Here is a 22,632-nt window from a genome sequence, read left to right on the forward strand (position 1 = left end):
AGTTAGTTGATGGATTGAGCGGTTAGCAAGCTAGCCCGGATGTTTAACCTATTTTGCAAAAAACGCCAAAAATCGGTTAAACTACTAAATTAGGTTTATAACTATGAGGACGGACAATATGTTAAAGCCAATAAAAACAGAGCGTATCAGCCCGGTAGAATTCAAACGGCTTGCACAAGACAATAACATCAGTGGAGCTAAATTTATTGCTCCACAAGTTGGCGATGGTACCTTTGGCAGTTTTGAAATAACCTACCGTACACCGGTTTTAAAGCAAGTCTCATCCAATCCTTATTCAATAGAGGTTGAACGCTATGTCAACCATTGACGACAATGCTTTACAATTAGTCAAGCAAGACCTCGAATTGCGCTCTAGCGAACTCGAAATCAACCGAGTTAGAGCTCAACAAGACGCTCAAACCAAGCAGCTAGAAATTAATCGCAATGCCGATATTGCTGACAAAAGCATTGCAGCCAACCTAGAGGTTGAGCGCGCAAGAAAGGATGCTTATGAGAAAACACTAAAAGCCAACCACCTTACCCTAAGAATCGGCATAGCCGCGCTAATCATATTCATTGTCGCCGCTTTCTACTTTGGTGAAAAAGACATGGTCACTGAAGTCTTTAAAACCATTGCAGCCATACTTGGTCCTGCCTTTGGTGCTTACTTCTATGGCAAAAGCAAAACAAACAACTAACCCGCATATTTCATAAATTTCACGCGAATTTATGAATCGAGGAAAGCGAGGCTAAACCAGACTTTTTTTCGCTTCGACTGATTGAGTCCGACAGACTCCTAGCAACACAAAAATAAAAACCCCCGGAAGAACGGGGCTTCCTGATGGATAGTAAAAATAGGTTTTAGGCGTGACGCATATGCGGAAATAACAGAACATCCTTGATGCTGGCGGCATCGGTAAATAGCATTACTAAACGATCAATGCCTATACCCTGCCCAGCTGCGGGTGGCATACCGTGCTCTAATGCAGTGATAAAGTCCGCGTCATAATGCATCGCTTCGTCATCCCCTTCGTCTTTGGCGCGTACCTGTTCCATAAAGCGTTCGGCTTGGTCTTCGGCATCGTTTAGCTCGGAGAAGCCATTCGCCAATTCACGCCCACCGATAAATAATTCAAAACGATCGGTGACGAACGGATTGGCATCGTTACGGCGCGCCAAAGGCGATACTTCAGCCGGATATTCAGTGATAAAGGTCGGGTCCATCAAGCGATGTTCAACGGTTTCTTCAAAAATCTCGGTTTGGATTTTGCCTAAGCCATAGCCAGGACGAATATCAATTTTTAACTTTTCCGCTAGGCTGATGCAGTATTCGATGTCATCAAGGTCTTCAGCCTTGACGCCCTCGTTATACAAGGCAATCGAGTCTTTCAGCGTAATACGTGCAAACGGCTTGTCAAAATGGAACACCTGACCTTGGTAAGGCACTTCACCCGAACCGAGCACCATCTGGGCGAGTTCTTTGAACATGTCTTCAGTGTAATCCATCATGTCGATGTAATCGGCATAGGCTTCGTAAAACTCAACCATGGTGAATTCTGGATTATGACGGGTGGATAAGCCTTCGTTACGGAAGTTACGGTTAATCTCAAACACCTTTTCAAAGCCACCGACTAACAAACGCTTTAAATATAATTCCGGTGCGATTCGCAAAAACAATGGCATATCCAACGCATTATGATGGGTCACAAACGGCTTGGCGGCCGCACCACCCGGAATAACGTGCATCATCGGGGTTTCCACTTCCATAAAGCCTTTGCGCACAAAAAACTCACGCATACCCTGAATCACTTTTGAGCGGGTTTCAAAGGTTTTACGGCTTTGTTCTGACATAATCAAGTCAAGATAACGCTGACGATAACGCACTTCCTGATCTTGTAAACCGTGGAATTTATCAGGCAACGGGCGCAAGGCTTTAGTAATGAGTTCAATTGATTCCACATGAATCGACAACTCATCAGTATTGGTTTTAAATAAATAGCCAGTGACTCCGACAATATCACCCAAGTCCCATTTTTTAAACTGCTCGTTGTAAAACCCTTCAGGTAACTCATCACGTGTTACATAAGCTTGAATACGGCCTGACATGTCTTGCAAGGTAGCAAAGCTGGCTTTACCCATAATACGGCGGGTCATCATTCGACCAGCGACCTTGACGCGTACTGGCTGCATTTCAGCCAATTCTTCTTTAGTTTTAGTGGCGTATTCGTTTTGCAAATCCATCGCTAAAACGTCACGGCGGAAGGTGTTGGGGTAGGCCTGACCGATTTTACGCAAGCCGTCTAGTTTGGCACGTCGTTCAGCAATAATTTTGTTTTCATCGATTTCTGGAGTGGTGTTTTGGTCTGACATCTTGGTTCCTATTAACTTAATTACAAGCCTGCTTTCAAACTTGCTTCAATAAACTGATCTAAATCGCCATCAAGAACGGCGGCGGTATTGCCGGTTTCAACGCTGGTGCGCAAATCTTTTATCCGCCCTGAATCCAACACATAAGAGCGGATTTGGCTACCCCACCCTATGTCTGATTTTGAATCCTCTAGCGTTTGTTTTTCGCTGTTACGTTTATGCATTTCGAGTTCATATAACTTGGCGCGTAACTGCTTAAACGCTTCATCTTTGTTCTGATGTTGTGAGCGGCCATTTTGGCATTGCACCACGGTATTGGTTGGCAAATGGGTGATGCGCACAGCCGATTCGGTTTTGTTAACGTGCTGCCCACCGGCGCCACTGGCACGATAGACGTCAATGCGTAAATCCGCAGGGTTGATGTCAATCTCAACATTATCATCGACCTCCGGTGAAATAAACACCGATGCAAATGAGGTATGACGACGATTGCCTGAATCAAATGGCGACTTTCTGACCAAGCGATGCACACCCGTTTCAGTTCGCATCCAACCATAAGCATAATCACCAACCACATGAATCGTCGCGCCTTTAATCCCGGCCACCTCACCATCGGATACTTCTAGAACCTCGGCCTTAAAGCCCTTAGCTTCAATCCAACGCAAATACATCCGCAACAGCATACTCGCCCAGTCTTGCGCTTCGGTGCCACCTGAACCCGATTGGATTTCAAGGTAGGCATTATTGGCATCCATTTCGCCTGAGAACATGCGTTGAAACTCAAGTTCATCAAGCTTTTTCTGCAAATCGGCCAATTCGGCTTCGACTTCCTCAACCATCGCTTCATCGTTATCGGCCTCGGCCATTTCCAGCAACTCCTTACAGGCATCCAAACCGCCCGCTAAATCATCAAGCGTGCCGACAATTTTATCTAGCTGAACTTTTTCTTTACCCAGGGCTTGTGCGCGCTCAGGATTATCCCAAATTTTGGGATCTTCTAACTCACGCCCTACTTCAACAAGCCGCTCGGATTTGATTTCATAGTCAAAGATACCCCCTAAGCACCAGGCTGCGGGCAGCGTAATCTTCAATTCGATTATAAATTGGGTTTAATTCCATGGCTTTTCACATCAAAATTTAAAGCGCGAATCATAGCACTTTTCAGCGATTTTGTCCTAAAGGTTTGCACCTAAACAGCCGATAACCTAATCAAGATAATATAAAAAGATAACGATTATTCTAAAATCGAATCACCAAAACAGGAGAGTTCCCCATGCCCATTCAATCCATCGATGGCAGCGCGAGTGCCTATCAGCGCAATGCACCAATAGAAAACCAAAACAAGGCTGAAAACAAAGTAGAAAATAAAACCCAAAATAGCCAAGATAAACAACCAGGCCTGGTTGTTGAAGTCGGCGGTATTGAACAACACGCCTCGAAAGAAACGATGAAAATTCAAGCGCAAGCCAGCATTATCCAGCATCTATTTGGCGAAGGCGCGCCCAAGGATCAAAATGCGTTAAAAATTCTATTTCAAGAAGCGATTGATCAAATCAATCACGCGCTTGAAGCCGACTTGGGGCCTAACGCGATTAGCGCAGAAAAACTCGCCGAACAAGGTGGCATGGATTATTGGTCGCCGGAAAACACCGCGGGACGTATTGTGCAAGGCACCACGGCTTTTTTTGAAGCCTACCAAAAATCCAACCCAAACCTTGAAGGAGAAGCCCTGCTCGATAAGTTTTTAACCGTGATTGGCGGCGGGATTGAATCGGGTTTTAAAGATGCCACCGACATGCTCAAGGGGTTTGGCGTGTATGAAGGCTCAGTAAAAGACAATGCCGAAAAAACCTATGACCTAGTACAAAAAGGCCTGCAAGAGTTTAGAGAACAACAGATGGAAAAAATGGGATTAGCTTAACCCAGACAGGGCAAACGCATCTAAAGTAAATAGCTTACAATCAGATCTCGCTCCCACGTTGAACGTGGGAGCGCCTTGGACTTGGGTTTAAGCGCTGTTTCATAGGTTAAATCGGGCTGCATTCCCACGCAAAGCGTGGGAACGAGGTTAATCATGCCTATCGCTATGATTTTTTTATTATTTAGATGCGTTTGCCCTGATACAGCAAACACCTGGCTAAACTTTCACGCCAATGAGGAATCTGCAGTCCATAAGCCTGCTTAATGCGGGCTTTGCTCAGTAAACTGTAACCAGGACGCTGTGCCGGCGTTGGATAAGCCAGGCTTTCAATAGGCTGTAGGCGGCATGGAATGGCGGCCATTTCAAAAACAGCCTGCGCAAAGTCATACCATGAGCAGACACCTTCATTGGTATAGTGAAAAATCGACACGTTTTTATCAGTGCGTTTTTCAGACTGTAAACCCTCTAGGCTTGAACCAACAAGCTCCGCATTCAACATCACTAGAATCGCCGCCGCTAAATCGGGCGCATAGGTTGGCGTGCCGATTTGATCATAAATCACGTTTAATTCATCACGCTGTCTGCCCAGCTTCAACATAGTGTTCACAAAGTTGTGCCCGTATTTTGTATAAACCCAACTGGTGCGCACAATCAAGGCGCTCGGGTTGGCGGCGATAATCGCCCGTTCGCCATCTCGTTTTGTTTGTCCATACAGATTAATCGGACAGGTTTGTGCCGCCTCATCATAAGGTTGAGAGGCGCGCCCATCAAACACATAATCGGTACTTAGATAAATCAACAAGGCATTTTGCTCTTTAGCTAACTTCGCGATATGGGCAACAGCCAGATGATTAATCTGGTTTGCCAATGCGGGCTCTGATTCAGCTTTATCAACCGCCGTGTAAGCGGCACAATGAATAATGGCATCAAAAACCTGTGCCGAAAAAAATAACTTAATGGTGTCATCACTCGCCAAATCGAACTGCTCACGCCCCGCAAAATAAAACGCAAACTGCGGATAATTTTGTGCCATCGCCTTCAGGCTTTGACCCACCTGCCCATTTTCACCGGTTACCAGAACACGCTTTGGGATAGGCTTAAGCATACAAATCCAAATCAATGTTAAATCGAGCCGATTCGGCTGAGATATCCACCAGGCCTGGTTGGTTTTGATCTTTTGCTGAAACCTTTAAATCTGATTTTGGATATGACCAGTCTATCGCTAAACTCGCGTCATCAAACGCCAACCCGCGCTCATGCGCCGCCGAGTAATAGTTGTCTACCTTATAAGCAAAGGTCGCCTTATCGCTTAGCACCACAAAACCATGCGCAAATCCACGCGGAATATACAACTGATGTTTATTACGATCATTTAACACTACCGCGACATGCTGACCAAAGGTTGGACTGTTTTGACGAATATCGACCGATACATCCAACACCTCGCCCGCGATTACACGCACCAACTTGCTCTGCGCAAACGGGGGTAATTGAAAGTGCAAGCCTCGCAACACCCCTTTAACAGATTGCGACTCATTGTCTTGACAAAAATTCACCGCATAGCCCAATGCTTGCTCAAGAGCATCTTGACGAAACGTTTCCATTAAATACCCTCGCGTATCGGCATGCACCTGTGGCTCAATAAGTACCAGACCCGCTAGCGTTTGAGGACTAAACTTCACTCGACACCCGCCGCTTACGCAAAGACTTCTGTGCAGAAACCAGTTTAACGAGCCCCGTCGAAGCCTGCAACATCGCCTCACCCTTTGGCGAAATGCCTTGATAAATAACAGGTTCTCTTCCTGCTTGATGACACACTAAATCAACCGATTCACCGAGTGCAAAAAAATCATACTGCCGCCAGTAATCACCATCAAAATGCGCAAAGCCACTCAAACTCAAACGCTTAATCAGCGCTAACACAACCTCTTCAGAATTAAACGCGTCCACCCCCCCGGCCCCGATGGCTAACTGTTCGGGTGCCAAGGGTAAACGATTAACTCCAATACCTATTACCAAACAAACCTGCCCAGTTTTATCCTTGTCCACTTCAATCAAAATACCCGATACTTTACCTTGTTGATTATAAAGATCATTAGGCCATTTCAGCCACAAACGCGATGGCGTGCATTCACATAACGCCTGATGCAAGGCAACGGCAACCTGCAAACTCAAGTGAGGCGCGATAACGTGAGAGCTCATCGGCCAAGCCATAGAAAAAATGCAAGCATGCGCATTGGTCAACCACACGGCCTGACGCTGCCCATAACCTGCCGTTTGCCGCTGTGTAAGACACACCAGCGGACGTACAAGCCTATGCATTTTTATATAACGCTTTAAAAAAGTACTAGTAGAATCCACTTCATCTAGCTTAATCCAATCACACGTTGGCCTACTCAACACGTTTCGCACAACCTTCATCCATCACCCTCAAATATGAACGGTTAAGACGCTGTTTAACCTCTTGCCAATTCGGTAAATATTGATCCATATACGCTTTGAAACGGTCGCTGTGCTTTCTTTCTAGCAAATGCACCAATTCATGCACCAAAATATACTCCAAGCACTCCGGCGGCTTTTTTGCCAATTCCAAATTCAACAGAATCCGCTTGTTTTCGATATGGCAACTGCCCCACTGGGTTTTCATTTTTTGCACCCGCCAATCCGCCAGCGTCACGCCCAATTTCGGCAACCATTTTTCCAATAACACCGGGATACGTTGTTTCAACTCGGCACGATAATAGTCTTCCAGCACCCGCAAGCGATTTTCAGTTGATGTATTGGGCGAAACCCGCAACACCAACTTGCTCAATCCCTTCACCTCAAGACCGTGCCGACCGTGTTGCTCGATCACGTCTAAACGATAACGCTGTCCCCATAAATAATGGCTTTCGCCGTTCACCATTTGACGTGCTGATTGTCGGGGCTGATTGATAAAACTCTGCTTTTGTTTTTTGATCCAAGGAATGCGTTTTATCACCGCCATCCGAATCGCCGTGTCGGTCATTTTCTCCGGCGCGGAGACGCGAATGCGTCCATCCGGCGGTAACACACTGATATGCAAATTCTTAATTGCCTTACGATTCAAGGTTAAAGCCAAACTGCCAATCACTAAATCACTGCTACTCACACTCGTCACCTAATGATATTCCTTTTGCGCCTTCACCAAATCCATCACTCGCGCAATATCCAAATCATAGCCACCCGCTTCCTCCCGAATCGCATTCGCCAACTCACGCTCTTTAAAGCGGTCGCCCACCCAATCGGCTTTTTTTGTGTAACGAATGGCCGCGTCCAGCTTTGTGACCAGCACTTCATCCTGCCCAAAGTTATCATACAGCGCACGTTTTGCGTCTGAATCCACCGAACTGGGGTAGGGATGATCGGCAGAGGCTTGCGGTTTTAAAACCTGCTTGGCAAGCTGACGGATTTTCTCCAAATAATCTTGGTAATCGATTGACTGCTGGCGACGCTGTTGAATCAATTCATCCAACAACACCGACATCTGTTCGTAGTAACGCGGATTCACCGGGTTTTCATCAACAATTTTTCTGCGCACGTTGTTTTCAATCGTTTCCGCCATCGCCTCCTTTCCTTGCAGGCCTGGTGGTAACGCCTCAACTAACGCATCCGTGCCTTTTTCAACGACAAACTCAATCATGCCCAACTCTTCGAAGTCGATAATCCTTTCGCTGTCATCGGCACGAATGTACATATCTAATAGATGGCGCATCGCGGGTTCAAACCGCTTCATCTCGACCAAATCACCGCTGGCCAGCTTGATCTCATCGCGCACTTTTTCAAAATGCATCACGTCTTGTTTAATCTGCTCAATTTCCGCAGGCGTAAAACCGGCGGCGGGCATTTCATTCGCCACATTCGCATAGGCTCTGAGTAGCTTGGCAACCAACTGATACAAACTTAAGCGCAAGGCTTCTTTTTCAGTAATCGCATCTTGAGTTGCATCAGCCGGTGCAACAAAATAATGAAGATAATCCGCGGTATCTCTTGGCGCTCTCACCGGCTCGCACAAGCTCTTGACCATTTCTAACGCATCCTCAAGATCCTTACGCGCCTCTTCCAAGCGGTTTTTCAACAAGCCTTTAACATCGTCCTGATCGTAATCGGCAAACGCGCCCACCGTGTAATCGCTGATCGCCTTATCCAACGAACGAAACAAATCCTTGTAATCAACAATATAGCCGTATTCCTTATCATCGCCATCCAACCGATTCACTCGGCAAATCGCTTGAAAAAGATTATGGTCGGCCATTTGTTTATCAATATACAAATAGGTCGCTGAGGGCGCATCAAAACCGGTTAACAACTTATCCACCACAATCAACAGCCGCATTTGACCCGGCTCTTTGATAAAACGCTGTTTAACAACCTTTTCAAACTCTTCAACCCGCTTAGCGGCTTCCTCCTCCGGTTGCTCAAAATAATCCGCCAGCATCTTGCGATACAAATCGTATTTGAACAGCTTTTCGGTTAACCCCTCGCCGGTTTCCTCACCCTTAATATCCGCCGCACTGGGTTTGTAGCTGGTGACAATCGCACACTTACCCGCCAGATCCGTTTGGCTAAATAGCTCATAGGCTTTGCAGGCCTGGTAAACACTGGCGCACACCAACATCGCGTTACCACCGCCATCCTTCAGCCGAGACTTGATTTCCATATCCAACAAAATATCCGCGACAATTTTTTCTAATCGCGCCTTGCTCGACAACAACTTCTGCATCGAACCCCATTTCTGCTTAATCTGCATTTTACCCAAGTTCGATAAACCGCGTGTTTTGGCCTCAAACCACTCATCCACTTTCTTTTGCGAACTGATATGCTGATCAATATCGCGTGCTTCATAACGCAAATCCAACACCACACCATCGGCCACCGCTTCATCAAACTTATAGGTGTGGATATAACGCCCAAACACCTCCACCGATTTTTTCTTATCCTTTTTCAACAGGGGCGTACCGGTAAAGCCCAAAAACAGCGCATTCGGCAGAATCGACTTCATCGCCTCGTGCAACTTGCCGGACTGGGTGCGATGACACTCATCGACAAACACAAACAGATTGCCTTTTGGCACAAAATCCGATGGCAAACTCGCTTGCAGTTCAACAATAAACTCCTGCGTTGGCCGATCATTTTCTTCATCTTCTGTGGAGCGTCCAAACTTATGCACCAACGAACACAATAACCAAGGATTGGGCTCGTTCAAGGTGTTAATCAAATCTGCACCGCTGGTGGTGCGATAAATCGCCTCATCCACCCCGTTAAACACCTTTTCGATTTGCTCATCCAATTCGGTGCGGTCGGTCACCAACAACACCCGCGCATTCGGCACATTTTCCCGAATCCACTTCGCCAACCACACCATCGTTAAGCTTTTGCCTGAGCCTTGGGTATGCCAAATAATACCGCCTTCACGCCGCGCAATAAAACGTTTGGCCTCGTTGATGCCAAAGAATTGATTGTGGCGGCAGGTCTTTTTCGTCCCCGCATCAAACACCATAAAATCGTGGATAATCTGCAAAAAGCGTTGTTTAGAACAAACACAGCTTAAATGAAAATCCAGCAAAAACGCATAGGGGTTCTCAACCGGCTCTTTCCATTCTAGGTAATACTTCTCCTTTGTTTGGATCACGCCATAACGCAAACCTTGGGTATCGTTACCGGCCATCACTAATTGCTGGGTGGTAAAGAAACTGCGGATAAAGTCTTTTTTCTGATTATCTAGGTTTTGATGAATACCCTTCGTCACCGACACCGACGAACGCTTCAACTCCAGCACACCCAACGCAATCCCATTCACATACAGCACAATATCCGGGCGCTTTTTGTGCTCACCTTGAATCGACACCTCTTCCGCAATCGCAAAATCATTAGCTTCTGGGTTTTCCCAGTCAATCAACCAAACCGTTTGGTTCTGCTCCCCTGCACCTTCTTTGTCTTTAATCCCATAACGCAGCAGTTGATAAACATCTTTATTAGCGTAATAGAGATTTTTGCCCTCGCCCAAGGCGGCGGCCTTATCCAGCTGGCGTAATGCCCGCGTAATCAACGCATCCGACACGCCACGACCCCGCAACCAGTCGGTCACCAGGCCTGGTTCAATATTGCGGTTATCTGCACGATCCTGCCAATCGCCCAAATAGCGATACTTCAGCTCATCCTGAAAAAACTTCACAATCCGATTTTGGGTAGCGCGCTCACGCTGGCCGACATTACTCATCCCGCCTTCCTTTTATCCAAGTTTCTCACACTCAGTCAACCATCGATCAAGCAACGGTCATACAAATTTATAACTTTAAATTCAATAACTTAAAAACAAAAACAAGGCCTAAAGACCTCAGAAATTCACTTCCAGTCATACAACGATCATGCAAATTATGCCCACCAAGGAATGTAACGCATGGCTTTTGTACCCGCATCAGAGTCATAAGGCTTCAATAGCCCTGCATCCACCGTATCCCTTATGATGCGACTGGCTTGCGCTTGGTTTTTCTGCTCAATTCCAAATCGCTCACGAACAGAACTGTTATTCATCGGCTCACGATTCACATAACGCAAGCAACAATGCAAATAACACGCGTGTATCCGCTCTTCCTTGTTCATGTCCGCGAACGTTTTATAGCTAAACAAAATACTGCGTGTATGTTTATCGGTTACTTCAAACACCGGTGCAGGAAGTTGATACAACTCCGTTTGCGACACCACCTTATCAATGCCCGATCCGCGTTCTTCACAAATCTTGATTCGGCGCATAAACGAGGCTAACGCCTCATTTCGGCTTTGTGGTGGCGAATCCAAAAAACGCTCAACGGCCACTAAAGGCACACCCGGATTGGTAATCTCCATTCGCGTCTCAAACACTTCAATCATCGGCCCCGTACCGCTAATCGAAAAATCCTGATGAATAATCGCGTTTGCGACCAACTCACGAATCGCCAACTCTGGATACATCGGTACTTCTTTACGAAATGCACGTCCAATTTCTTCATTCGACGGCAACAGGGTTTTTAAATAATCAATCAAGCCTTCAAAGCCAACCGCATACCCCTTGTTGCCTTCAAGCTCACGAATGGTCTCCACACGGCTATTGCCTTTATACTGCACTAAGCGCACCGCTTTTCGCCCTAAATGCTCAAAGCTTTGCAGTTTTTTGGCAAACAAAATCGCACCCAAGTTGGTGATATGCCAAAAGCCGCCCTGCGCTTCTTTAATCAAACGCTCTGCTTTTAATGCGCTCAAAATACCCGCACGATTATCCGGCAACGGCAGGCCGGTTAAATCAAAATAAGCCGGATACTCCAACAGCTTGAGCACCTCGTCTGCGCTCACATTTGAGGCGGCATACTGCTGTTCAAACGGCGTTTTATCAAACACCCGCCACAAGGCACGTTCTTTTTCAGGAAACTCTTTCAGCTTCTTTTTATACGAACCAATTCGAATATACTCAACACCATCAAACTGCACCGGGTTATGGGTAGCCGGCTGAATTTCCAGAATCACAACCGGTAAATCATCATTTTCACCGGCGTTAAATTCATAAAACCGAAAGTGAATCTTGGGCGACAGTTTTTGCAACAACCAGCTTTCCAGTTCCTGCTGTTTGTATTTCTCAACCGATGGTTTGAATGTAGTACCAATCACTTGATGGGTCGCATCATCCACGCCATAAACCAAATACGCACTCTGCTTACCCAACAAAGCGGCAGAATTGGCTAGGGCGGAAATGTATTCACCGATCATTAAAATATCGGCATTATGTTTAAACTCTACCCATTCGGTTTCTGCTGACAGATGACACAACTCGCGCAACAAACTGCGCAGGTGCTCCAAGCTTAATTCAACCGGCATAATGTGCGCCCTCCATAGTTTGGGATTCTGGCTTAATAAAACGGCTGTTAACGATACAAAACCGTTTTCAAATAATCTTCCGTTACAACAAAATCAGGCTGTTTTCCACTCAACTGCATGGTTAAGGGAATAATTTTAGTTCGAACGCCCATGCCACGATAATCAACATAACCGTAATCACGCAACACCTCCATGATAATCGTATTTCTTGGCGAACGTTGCCCCGCTTTCATCTTTTCCACCGTCATCGAATTCGGCAAGGCACCCGGACTTATAACTTCAAGACGATCTGCATAACCCGAAACTTCAATTTCAACAAAACGTGTCCAATCTCGATGTGCCAACGCATTCAACAACGCCTCACGAACCGCCTCAAGCGAATAAAACCATTTGGTTTCACGCCGCAAACCCTTACCAACCTCACCAGACTCTTTTGATAAGAAGGGCGTCATGGCATCCATAAAGCGTTCAATAATACCGCCATCAATCAAACGCTTGTCGCCGTTATCAAAATCCCAACGGCCGACCATTGGCCCATCAAGAATCTGATCCAATTGCGCCTGATATTCTTTATCGTCCCCCGCAAACGCCATCACGCGCAAACCCGCTTGCTTCAAATAACGGCGCGGATTTTTACCAAACAACACCAACCCTGCGATGGTGCAACAAACGCTTCCCGCCGCTTCGGTTAAAAAGCCCATACCAAGCAATCTTGCCTGCCACTGTTCGGCTGTGTTAGGAATATCCGGATCCTGTAAAACATCTCTAACATAATTCAACAATCTCGCCTCATCCAAACAACGCCTATCCGTGCGTGGAACGGGCATCACCTCGGTATGCAACATCCCGCCCAACTCAAACAGCCGCATTTGCTGTTCTCTTGTCGCCAATCTCGACGTGCTTCCGACACGAATATAAATCTCTTCCTTTCCACCGTGGCGCACGACATAAGGTTTTGAAATCCCCATCGGAAAACTCACAACTGCAACCGCTTTTCCATCATCCAACGTAACCTCTTCGTAAAACGGCAACATCATTGGATGAATCTTGCTTTGAAAAACGTTCATCACCCATTCTTCAAGATCATCTCGTTGAACCCCGCTAATCGTTCCGTCATCTTCAACACCCAGCAGTATCCGCCCGCCTTGAAAGTTGGCTAATGCCACCACTTCTTTTGCCAGTTGTTCCGGGCGAATATCGTCACGCTTAAACTCAACACCGGAGTTTTCTCCATTGGCAATCAGTTCCAACAATTCCGCTTTAAACATACCGCTCCCCCAAGGCAATTTCATCAATCAACCATCAATCAAGCAACGGTCATACAAATTTATAGCTTTAAATTCAGCAAGTTAAAAACAAAAATAAGGCATTAAAACCTCAAAAAACCACTTCCAGTCATACCTAACGTATGCACACTTCTTTTCTCGTTTTCTCGTTCCCACGCTGTGCGTGGGAATGCCAGCCCATTCAAGACAGTAACGAGTAAATTAAACTGACTGTGTAACTTTTTAGCACTGTAAATTACCAGAAATTCTATTTTACACACCAGCAACAGCGCTCCCACGCACAGCGTGGGAGCGAGTTAAAATATCTGCCATCAGCCGGTTTAGTGGCTGATAATCCTTTACCTCTCAAAACGGGAACAAAAAACATCCTCGCCATACTTCATGACACGCCCTTAACCAAGCGGATTTTACCCGTTAGCAGTTGTTGCATCATGCCTTGTTTGATTTGGCGGGTTTTGTTGAGGCGTTGTTCAAGGGCTTGGATTTCGCTGTCCATATCCGAGAGGATTTGAGCGATGGCGGTTTGTTCTTCTTTGGATGGCATAACAACATACATATTCCGAAGCGTTCCTAATGAAACAAACTTTTGAATCCCTCCATCCATGCTATCCGCTAGATATTCCTGAAAGTGCTTAGACCTAATTAACTGAACAAGAAATTCGCCAAGCACGCATTTAGGTTTAAATAATGCAACATTCTTTATACAAAAGCTTGGATCATCTTTCAGTAAAACCGCACTTCCTACTGTTCCAATCATCGACATAATTATGTCGCCTTTATCAACCTTTGAGCGTTTATTAATCTCATAGGCATCATCAATTGATATAAGTGAGACAGTAGATAAATCTAAGATATCATTAATGATGTTCTTAGATGTTACTAACGGAATGCCTTTGTCTCTATATTTTGGCGACTCGTGAGTTCCATCCCTCACATCACATATTGATGATAAAGAATCAACCTCCCAATCCTCTGGGATTTCGCCGAGTTCGGTGTGCTTGGTGGTTTTTGGGGTGCCGTCGGGGTGGTGGGCGAATTGCGGCAAACGAGTTTTGCCGGTGAGCAGTTGTTGCATAGTGGCGGTTTTAATCGCTTGTTTTTTGGCAATCAACTTTTCCTGCTCGCTAATCAACGCATCCACATCCGACAACGCCTCCGCAATCGCGGTTTGTTCGTGTTTGGGAGGGATAGAAACCTTTATTGATTGAAAAGCATCATTCGTAATATGAACTTGCGTACTCCCAACCATTGCTGCATTAGCAAGCTTTCTATATATTGAAGAATTTGAATAATGAATCAAGTAATTAGCTACATTTTCTGAAAGTGCTAAAAACCCATAAACACCTTGAGCAAGAACAAAAAAATCATCTTCAATCATTCTTACCATAAGCCCAATACTTGGACCACTTGGCACTAGATCCCTTAAAACAACAATTGTATACAAACTATTAATACAATTCATTGAATGCGCATTTGCATAATTTTTACTACAAAACTGTTGCTCATGTTCTTTAATTTTTAATATGCCGCCAAATGTAACACCGCCCTTGGGAAGAACTTTTACCCCACTTTTTGTAAAATCAGACGGTTTTAATGGAGCACCACCACGCAAACCAGTAATCAATGAACCTATCGAGCAAACCTCCCAATCCTCCGGGATCACGCCGATTTCTGTCTGTTTGTACCCAGCCGATATCGTTTGTTGGCTCATTATTCTTCTCCTGCTTGTGTCTGCGCCAAAGCCAGTTCGAGTTCGCGTTGAAGGCTTTCACGGTCTGGCAAATACAGTTGATACTTTTGACCAATATCTTGATGTTGCACTTCGCCGAGTTTTAAATCAATCAATACAAAACAGCGCAGGATGCGATGATAAAACACCAAATCGACTTTGTAATGACGGTTGTTTAGGGTGATGCGATATTGACGACCTACAAAAGTAAAACCTTTACCGAGTTCGAGTAGAAACGGTTGCAAGTGATCACAAAGCGCGGTTTCCAGTTGGGTTTCAGAGATCTGATGCGCTTCTGGGATTTTTAAAAACTCGAAAATATAAGGTTCGCGCAGTAAGTCTGTCGGTTGAGTAACGACTTGCCCAAGTTGCGCTAAACAAAGCAGGCCTGCTTTATCTTTGCTGGCGGCCAATCGTAAAAAAAGCTGTGCTTGTTTTTGGCGTTTAAGCTCGGGTACAGACCAGTTTTCTGCAATGGCTTGCTGTTGGTAAAAACCCCGCTCTTGCGGATCATCGAGTTTTAACAACTCCACATAATGTGACCAACTCAATTTGTGCGAAGGCTTCGCACTTATTGGATAGGCCAGATAAAACTGTCGCATTCTGATCAGGTTGCTACGACTAAACCCTTTGCCGTGACGCAGAGTTAAATCTTGTGCTAACTGCTTGAGCAGTGCTTGACCGTATTGCGCACGCTGTTGTCCTTTTTGTTCAAACTCCACCAAATGCTGACCAATGCACCAATAGGTTTCTATCAGTTGATAATTTACCGCTTGGAGGGCTTGCGTCTGCCCATTCAAATAGGTTTGCGACACCTGTTGAATCAAGGTTTGATACGCATTGTCTTGCAAACTCATACCCGCAACTCCACAGCTTTAAGGGAATCCTCCGGAATCACGCCGATTTCCGTCTGTTTGTACCCTGCCGGTATCGTTTGTTGGCTCATGGTTGTGCCTCCAAGGCTTGTTGGAAAAACGTCATCATACAATACCTAAAAAGACGGCCAAAGCCGCATCAACTTCTTTCAATGTTGCTTTATTGGCAAAGCCAATTTTGCCACCTATTTTTGAACGCAACACCGTCATTGGCTTATCTATCATGATTTGAGAAGACTTGAATAGTCCATTGTTTTCATCTGGCTCAACCGTCAATCTGATCAAGGGAGCATCGACAATCTCACTACTCATCAGCAATACCGTAACGCTCGCAAAAGCATCGCTCAAAAACTTGTCCGATTGAATAATCAACGCAGGTCTAGGCTTGCCAAAATCGCCAGACATCGCAACCAACACAAAATCGCCTCGATTCATTGCCATGCACTTGCATCATCAAGGGCATCATTCATGAAATCTTGCAGCTCACCATCAGCCTGATCAGCCGCAGCCACAATCCTCATCTGACGTTGGCACTCCCGCACGAAATCTTCTGTTCTGGTATCTTTAACCCAAATTTGAACGGGACGATAACCAGCAGCACGCAGTTGATCACGATAATTTTGAACACGAACAGCAACAGAGGTAGCCATGATGATTCTCCTTAAACTTAGTTACATGTAACTATAGTAACATTATCAACGAAGTTTTTATCCAGATTTTTATCAGCTCCAACATAAAACACCCAAATAGCTTTGCACCATCGCACTATTGACGGCTTGGCGCACCTGCCCACGCGCTTGGCTAATAATCTATGCAATGCCTCGAACCAGTCGATCAAGAGGCACGAATTCTTCGGCTGTCATACCCGCAACCCCATCGCTTTGAGGTGTTCGGCGACTTTGGCACTCAAGGCGTTTACCTTGTCTTCAATCTGCGGCAAGGGTTCGGCATAACGTTCTTCCAATTCTTTTACCCGATTGGCGAGTTGTTGGGTGACGCGTTCGATTTCAGCGATGATATTGCTTTCAAGTGTTGCCAGCCATTTGTCTTGAGTCACCAATTGTTTAACCTCCGCTTCCACCAGGCCTGCATATTGCGCCAACACCGCCTTATCCAGCGTTTCTTGGCTGTCTTTGAGTGTTTTTTTGGCTTTAGCTTCGTCTTCATACAAACGGCTAGCTTGTTTGAGTAGCGCGATTTCTTCGGCATCAGTGGCGTGTTTTAACCGCGCCGTGACGCTGGCTTTAGTCACCTTGTCCTTGTCGTTCATCGCGTCGTTTAATAGTCCCTCTTCGCCGCTGTGTTCTTCAACCAGCGTTTCGAGTTGCTGACTGATCGCATCGAGTTCGGTTTGCTGTTGGTCGATTTGCGCTTGTTGTTCGGCAAAATATCGCGCCACCACCAGGCCTGGTGGAATCAACTCGGCTTTGTATTTGGCTTTGCCGATGATTAAATCCGGCGTTTCTTTGAGTTTTTCGCCTTTGGCGACCACCAATTCCCGCAAGCGATTGCCCGCCGCCCAGCCGTCTTGCACCAGCACGTACACATCGTCTTGCATCACCTCTGCCCAATAGTCCATCAGGATTTGATAAATGTCGTATTTGCTGAGCAGTGGGCTGTCGGCATAGGCCGTGAGCAAGGCTTCGGAAAGTTCAAAAATCCGCGTTTTCGGGCTGTCGCCGATTTGTATTTGGCTTAGCGGTGCGCTGTCTGCCCAAGCTTTGAAGGGCAACAGACTTTTGTCCGCAAAGGCGATAAATTCCGGATGCGCCAGAATGGTGGCTTTAACGTGATTCGCTTCGACCAAACCTTCGCTGTAACCCGGCCTGGTGGCTTGAAACAAACTTTGGCGCAGGGTTGGGAACACTTGCCAGTATTTATCCAGCGCATCAATGTCCGCATTCGGGATGCCGCCTTGTAAATGCGCGGTTAAGTCGTGCAGGTCTTCCGGCTCGGAGGAATCGATATAACGCGGAATATTGAGGTTGTAGTCATTGTCGGCGATTTCGGACAAGGTGACCATGCGGCTGTAGCGTGGCAGTTCGATTTGTTTATTAAACACATCGACCACTTTGTGGATGTCTTGCGCGCGCAGACGGTTTTTGTTGCCGTCTTTGATAAAGCCTTTGCTGGCATCGATCATAAAAATGCCGCTACGGGCGTTAGCGTGTTGTTTGTCGATAACGATAATACAGGCCGGAATACCGGTGCCGTAAAACAGGTTAGCGGGCAAGCCGATAATGCCCTTGATGTAGCCTTGTTTAATCAGGTTTTCGCGAATACGCGCTTCGGCATTGCCACGGAATAACACGCCGTGCGGCAAAATCACCGCCGCTTTGCCGGTGCTTTTTAACGATTTAAGGATATGCAGTAAAAACGCATAATCGCCATTTTTTCCGGCGGCATACCCCAAGTAAAGCGTGTAAACTCGTCATCGGTCAGATTTAAACCGCTGGTCCAGTTTTTACTGGAGAACGGCGGATTGGCCACCGCAAAATCAAAGGTTTTAAGCTGACCGTTGCCGTCTTTCCATTGCGGGTCGGCCAGTGTGTTGCCCTTCCAGATTTTGGCGGTGGCGTTGTTGTGCAGAATCATGTTCATCCGCGCTAAGGCGCTGGTGGCGTTATCCATTTCTTGACCGTAAATGGTTAAGCCGCGCGGCGCTTCGTCGCTCACTTTTAACAACAGCGAACCCGAGCCGCAAGTCGGGTCGTACACCGTGGCATCTTGTGACGTCGCTTGGTTGATGCCGACCACTTTCGCTAAAATGCGCGACACTTCGGACGGAGTGTAGAACTGACCTTTTGATTTACCGGATTCGGTCGCAAAGTGGCGCATTAGGTATTCGTAAGCATCGCCAAGCAAATCATCGCCATCGGCACGGTTGGAGGACAAATCCAGGCCTGCAAAAATGCCGATTAGGTTACTGAGGCGATCGACCATGTCTTTGCCTTTGCCGAGCTTTTCTTCATCATTGAAGTCCGCCACGTCAATCACGCCTTTGAGGTCATTGGCTTCGGCTAACGCACCGATGATTTTATTCAGCTTATCGCCGATTTCTTTATCGCCTTTGAGGCGCATCATGTCGTCAAAACTGCCGCCTTCCGGCACGACAATCATGCCATACGGATCGCCCTTATACTTGTCGGACACGTATTTCATAAACAGCAAGGTCAGCACGTAATCCTTGTACTGACTCGCATCCATGCCGCCGCGCAAGCTGTCGGCGCTCGCCCAAAGTGAAGAATAAAGTTCGGTTTTTTTAATGGCCATTTAACAATCGATTCCGTAAATTCAAGGTGAAAAAGTTGATGCATGCACAACAACTGAGTAGAAAAACAAATGGTTTCTTACGCTTTACACTGCACATTATAGCGACACTTATTAATTTTTTTTAAAATCTACTTACATCTGAATGCAATTGGAAGTGCTAGGAGCCAGGGCAAACGTATCTAAATAATATAAAAAATCACGCGGCGAGGCCGAAGTCCTTGGCAATCTGGTGCAGGGTTTAATAATCCGAATGATATTGCATGCAAGCTTAGAGGGCGTGGCTGGAGAATTTGCACTCCCCCCATTATCAGCCACACGATACATTTTACCTGTTGGTTTTAAACTATTGATTCTTGTATTATTAGACATAGCGTATTTCGTGCTTACTACTATATTCTCCTTATCGGGTCTTGTATTACGTCCTATCAACCCGCCCATATTAAAAATAGGGCTTGGTTTTGTGTTCAATAAACGGCCATTCAACAAGCAAGCCCGCTTTATTTTAGACACAAAAAAAAGCACGATTTACGGTTGTGCAAGATACCGCTGGTGTTTTAGTAGTGCATTTATTATTCCCCAGTTTTTGGGGAATAATGCAAGCCATTATTGTTGTATAGCCTCCTATACGGTGTCATAATATTATTCATATTATTCATATTATTCATATCCTATTCTGTTTTGGGGGTGTTAGATGACAACAAACCAGCGGGAAAATTCGGGCAAATACCTTTACGACCTCAGCAAAGGATTTGTTCTGGCTGGGGTTGTCGGATACTTTGCCGATAAATTGCCAGGCTTCGTATTCCTAGTTCATCTGCTTATTGCCCTTTATTTTTTTAATCGCGTTCAATTTAGATAATGAGGTTTAGTTATGGAATCCCTTAGTTATTACGACTGGTTCATTATTGCGCTTGCCGTTGCCTTAACACCTGTTGTTGTTTGGCTGTACCTGATCAAGCCTAAAAATAAACACAAACACGGTTGAAACCATGCTCGCAACCAAGGCCGATATTCAAAAAGTTAATGCCGATTTAATCACGCTTGATTCAAAACTTGATCGACTTCAATCATCGGTTGATTCAGACGCTAAAATAACCCGCTTTAGCCTATTGCTTATATTTGCCGTGCTGGTTCTGCCTTACCTCAAAACCCTGTTTGTTTAGCCTTAAACAAGCGAATCGCTTCCCGCGCATAGTCATATTGGCTTGAATCCAATTCATACCGCCCCGCCCGTGTGGTGTTGCCGTATCGGGTCGTTACCACTTCGGGTAGCGTGTGAACCTTCCAGCCGCGCCCTTGCTTCCCTGATCGGTGGCATAAGTTGCGAATGCCTTTAGCGTGTCGGTCAAACTTTTTCGCGTTGCTTTGCCGTCAATGCGTAGTTGCTGGAATAGCTGGTTATCCTGATTGGCTTTCGCTTGAAGCAAGGTTTGCTTCATCTTGTAATGGGGGACTAGGTTTGGATATCACGCAAGACTAAAACAGGCACTTCTTCAAAAAAGCTTGGTGTCAATCGGTATTTATAACGCCATGATTTTAAGCCTGTGGGGGTTACAAATAAATAAAGGTCTCCCCCATCGTGTATCTTGCGTGCTTTCGGTTCGACCTTGGCCGTTATAACTGCTGCATCGGTTAATACGCGCTTAATGCCTGTTGTCATAGATCACCTCCACGGGTACTTAGTCAGATAACTGGGGGTATCGTTGAGGGTATCCGATACCCCCAAACCCTTTTTATACCCCCAGTAATACCCCCTTTGGTTTGCGCTTGCAATAGACGCATGACACCACATAAGACGCTAAGTTATTGATTTTACATTACAAGGGGCGTAAAAAAACCCGCTTGATACGGGTTTAATTAGCTATATGGCGGAGACGGAGGGATTCGAACCCTCGATAGAGCTACAAACCCTATACTCCCTTAGCAGGGGAGCGCCTTCAGCCTCTCGGCCACGTCTCCATTTAGTGCGCGTATATTACAATTTATTTAGGCTTATGTAAAGCTTAAATATGAATATACGCGCTAAAAGTTTAGACCTTGTCTAACTCAAACTGCTGATGCAAGCTTTTAACCGCGGACTCCAGCTCTGACTCTTTAATGACCACTGATATTTTAATCTCAGTGGTCGCAATCATTTGAATATTGATGTTTTGGTCTGCTAAGACTTTAAACATCCGGCTAGCGATACCGACATGTGAACGCATTCCCACACCCACTAGCGAAACCTTCGCGATACTGTCATCAAAAATAACTTCACGCGCACCTAACACTTGCGCAATGCCTTCCAAAATCTCATGCGCATGAGCACGATCACCACGCGGAACCGTAAAGGTAAAGTCGGTGGTGCCATCTTGACCTTGATTTTGGATAATCATATCAATTTCGATATTAGCATCCGCGATAGGGCCTAATAAGGCAAACGCGATCCCTGGCTTGTCCGGCACACCGCGAATTTGTAATTTTGATTCATCACGATTAAACGCAATTCCTGAAATCAGTGGTTTTTCCATGTTGTTGTCCTCAGAAGTGATTAGTGTACCGCCGCCTTCGGTTAGCGAGGATAAAACGCGCAACGGCACTTTATATTTGCTGGCAAACTCGACCGAACGTATCTGTAATACTTTCGCGCCTAAGCTTGCCATTTCTAGCATTTCATCAAAGGTTATCGTATCTAAACGACGCGCCTCAGGCACTACACGCGGATCGGTTGTGTACACACCATCAACATCGGTGTAAATTTGACATTCATCGGCTTTAAGCGCGGCGGCTAAAGCCACAGCTGTGGTATCTGAACCACCACGCCCTAAGGTAGAAATATCACCATTAGCGGTGACTCCCTGAAATCCAGCCACCACCACCACTTTACCCTGGTTAAGCTGGTCATGAATTTTATCCGCATTGATGCTATCTATACGTGCTTTGGTATGCACTTCATCTGTTTGGATGGGAATTTGCCAACCGGTATAAGAAATCGCGCCATAGCCCTTTTCTTGCAATGCCATGCTAAGCAGTGAAATCGTTACCTGCTCGCCCGTCGTGAGCAACATATCCATTTCACGCTTTGAAGGCCGCGCTTGCATGGTTTTCGCCATTTCCGTTAAGCGATTGGTTTCGCCCGACATAGCCGACAAAACAACCACGACCTGATGACCTTCATCAACAAATTTTGACACTTTTTTAGCTACATTTTGGATACGTTCCAACGAGCCAACCGAGGTGCCACCGTATTTTTGGACAATTAAAGCCATATTATCTATGCCCTTCGTTTTTTTTATTGTTTTCACTGCCTTTATTTCATATAACCCGGATATTTCA

General features: G+C 45.9%; 21 protein-coding genes, 1 tRNA gene and 1 pseudogene. 5 read left to right on the plus strand and 18 right to left on the minus strand.

Going from position 1 to position 22,632, the window contains the following annotated elements; all coding sequences use genetic code 11:
- Positions 1 to 118: 118 nt before the first annotated feature.
- Positions 119 to 328: a hypothetical protein gene (locus tag NA59_RS06070; RefSeq protein ID WP_044409555.1), complete on the plus strand. Its 210-nt coding sequence runs from the start codon at positions 119 to 121 to the stop codon at positions 326 to 328.
- A complete protein-coding gene (locus NA59_RS06075) occupies positions 315 to 698 on the plus strand; it encodes a hypothetical protein (RefSeq protein ID WP_044409558.1) in 384 nt (127 codons plus the stop codon). Before NA59_RS06070 ends, NA59_RS06075 begins: the two co-directional genes overlap by 14 nt.
- 163 nt (positions 699 to 861) lie before the next feature.
- On the opposite strand, the gene lysS is transcribed toward NA59_RS06075, so the two are convergent.
- Positions 862 to 2,370 (minus strand): lysine--tRNA ligase, encoded by a 1,509-nt coding sequence (gene lysS / locus NA59_RS06080; protein WP_044409561.1) that lies wholly within the window; start codon positions 2,368 to 2,370, stop codon positions 862 to 864.
- 20 nt (positions 2,371 to 2,390) lie between these two features.
- A protein-coding gene (gene prfB / locus NA59_RS06085; RefSeq protein WP_096777589.1) for a peptide chain release factor 2 occupies positions 2,391 to 3,486 on the minus strand; the annotation gives its coding sequence in 2 pieces (ribosomal slippage) (positions 2,391 to 3,413 and positions 3,415 to 3,486; 1,095 coding nt in all).
- A gap of 154 nt (positions 3,487 to 3,640) precedes the next feature.
- On the opposite strand from prfB, the gene NA59_RS06090 reads away from it, so the two are divergent.
- Positions 3,641 to 4,288: a DUF5610 domain-containing protein gene (locus NA59_RS06090; protein ID WP_044409564.1), complete on the plus strand. Its 648-nt coding sequence runs from the start codon at positions 3,641 to 3,643 to the stop codon at positions 4,286 to 4,288.
- Between the two features lie 181 nt (positions 4,289 to 4,469).
- On the opposite strand, the gene rfbD is transcribed toward NA59_RS06090, so the two are convergent.
- From rfbD to NA59_RS15805, 12 genes and pseudogenes are all read right to left on the minus strand, one after another.
- Positions 4,470 to 5,393, minus strand: a complete 924-nt coding sequence (gene rfbD, locus NA59_RS06095) for a dTDP-4-dehydrorhamnose reductase (protein ID WP_044409567.1) — start codon at positions 5,391 to 5,393, stop codon at positions 4,470 to 4,472.
- Positions 5,386 to 5,970 carry a dTDP-4-dehydrorhamnose 3,5-epimerase gene (gene rfbC / locus NA59_RS06100; protein ID WP_044409569.1) on the minus strand — a complete coding sequence of 195 codons (585 nt, stop codon included), beginning with the start codon at positions 5,968 to 5,970 and terminating at the stop codon, positions 5,386 to 5,388. Before rfbC ends, rfbD begins: the two co-directional genes overlap by 8 nt.
- The gene (locus NA59_RS06105; RefSeq protein WP_083944989.1) at positions 5,960 to 6,709 is read right to left on the minus strand and encodes a biotin--[acetyl-CoA-carboxylase] ligase; all 750 of its coding nucleotides are present in this window, start codon (positions 6,707 to 6,709) and stop codon (positions 5,960 to 5,962) included. Before NA59_RS06105 ends, rfbC begins: the two co-directional genes overlap by 11 nt.
- Complete coding sequence (locus tag NA59_RS06110; protein ID WP_232504041.1) at positions 6,681 to 7,418, minus strand: M48 family metallopeptidase; 738 nt, start codon at positions 7,416 to 7,418, stop codon at positions 6,681 to 6,683. Before NA59_RS06110 ends, NA59_RS06105 begins: the two co-directional genes overlap by 29 nt.
- Positions 7,419 to 7,427: 9 nt before the next feature.
- Complete coding sequence (locus tag NA59_RS06115) at positions 7,428 to 10,526, minus strand: type I restriction endonuclease subunit R (protein ID WP_044409577.1); 3,099 nt, start codon at positions 10,524 to 10,526, stop codon at positions 7,428 to 7,430.
- A 155-nt stretch (positions 10,527 to 10,681) separates the two neighbouring features.
- Entirely contained in the window at positions 10,682 to 12,154 is a 1,473-nt protein-coding gene (locus tag NA59_RS06120) for an ATP-binding protein (RefSeq protein ID WP_044409579.1), read from the minus strand.
- A gap of 47 nt (positions 12,155 to 12,201) precedes the next feature.
- Positions 12,202 to 13,422 (minus strand): RNA-binding domain-containing protein, encoded by a 1,221-nt coding sequence (locus tag NA59_RS06125; protein ID WP_044409581.1) that lies wholly within the window; start codon positions 13,420 to 13,422, stop codon positions 12,202 to 12,204.
- Between the two features lie 397 nt (positions 13,423 to 13,819).
- Complete coding sequence (locus tag NA59_RS06130) at positions 13,820 to 15,151, minus strand: restriction endonuclease subunit S (RefSeq protein WP_052501498.1); 1,332 nt, start codon at positions 15,149 to 15,151, stop codon at positions 13,820 to 13,822.
- Positions 15,151 to 16,026, minus strand: a complete 876-nt coding sequence (locus tag NA59_RS06135; RefSeq protein WP_044409584.1) for a PDDEXK nuclease domain-containing protein — start codon at positions 16,024 to 16,026, stop codon at positions 15,151 to 15,153. The genes NA59_RS06130 and NA59_RS06135 overlap by 1 nt, the downstream gene beginning before the upstream one ends.
- A gap of 123 nt (positions 16,027 to 16,149) precedes the next feature.
- Positions 16,150 to 16,485 (minus strand): type II toxin-antitoxin system PemK/MazF family toxin, encoded by a 336-nt coding sequence (locus NA59_RS06140; RefSeq protein ID WP_232504042.1) that lies wholly within the window; start codon positions 16,483 to 16,485, stop codon positions 16,150 to 16,152.
- Positions 16,476 to 16,694 (minus strand): antitoxin MazE family protein, encoded by a 219-nt coding sequence (locus NA59_RS06145; RefSeq protein ID WP_044409590.1) that lies wholly within the window; start codon positions 16,692 to 16,694, stop codon positions 16,476 to 16,478. The genes NA59_RS06140 and NA59_RS06145 overlap by 10 nt, the downstream gene beginning before the upstream one ends.
- 209 nt (positions 16,695 to 16,903) lie before the next feature.
- A pseudogene (locus tag NA59_RS15805) lies at positions 16,904 to 19,317 on the minus strand (type I restriction-modification system subunit M).
- A gap of 691 nt (positions 19,318 to 20,008) precedes the next feature.
- Here NA59_RS15805 and NA59_RS15060 point away from each other — a divergent pair.
- Together NA59_RS15060 and NA59_RS15065 are read left to right on the plus strand one after the other, a co-directional pair.
- On the plus strand, positions 20,009 to 20,176 hold the full coding sequence (locus tag NA59_RS15060) for a hypothetical protein (RefSeq protein WP_157792557.1): 168 nt from the start codon (positions 20,009 to 20,011) through the stop codon (positions 20,174 to 20,176).
- A 130-nt stretch (positions 20,177 to 20,306) separates the two neighbouring features.
- Complete coding sequence (locus NA59_RS15065) at positions 20,307 to 20,480, plus strand: hypothetical protein (RefSeq protein ID WP_157792558.1); 174 nt, start codon at positions 20,307 to 20,309, stop codon at positions 20,478 to 20,480.
- 93 nt (positions 20,481 to 20,573) lie between these two features.
- Here NA59_RS15065 and NA59_RS06155 read toward each other — a convergent pair whose 3' ends face one another.
- From NA59_RS06155 to NA59_RS06170, 4 genes are all read right to left on the minus strand, one after another.
- Positions 20,574 to 20,744, minus strand: coding sequence for a hypothetical protein (locus NA59_RS06155; RefSeq protein WP_232504045.1), 171 nt, complete (start codon positions 20,742 to 20,744; stop codon positions 20,574 to 20,576).
- A gap of 26 nt (positions 20,745 to 20,770) precedes the next feature.
- Positions 20,771 to 20,977, minus strand: a complete 207-nt coding sequence (locus NA59_RS06160; protein ID WP_044409596.1) for an Arm DNA-binding domain-containing protein — start codon at positions 20,975 to 20,977, stop codon at positions 20,771 to 20,773.
- Between the two features lie 206 nt (positions 20,978 to 21,183).
- Positions 21,184 to 21,276 (minus strand) — tRNA-Ser (locus NA59_RS06165).
- Positions 21,277 to 21,347: 71 nt separating this feature from the next.
- Entirely contained in the window at positions 21,348 to 22,565 is a 1,218-nt protein-coding gene (locus NA59_RS06170) for an aspartate kinase (RefSeq protein ID WP_044409599.1), read from the minus strand.
- Positions 22,566 to 22,632: the final 67 nt, after the last annotated feature.

The sequence above is a fragment of the Thiomicrospira microaerophila genome (assembly GCF_000934765.1).
GTDB lineage: Bacteria > Pseudomonadota > Gammaproteobacteria > Thiomicrospirales > Thiomicrospiraceae > Thiomicrospira > Thiomicrospira microaerophila.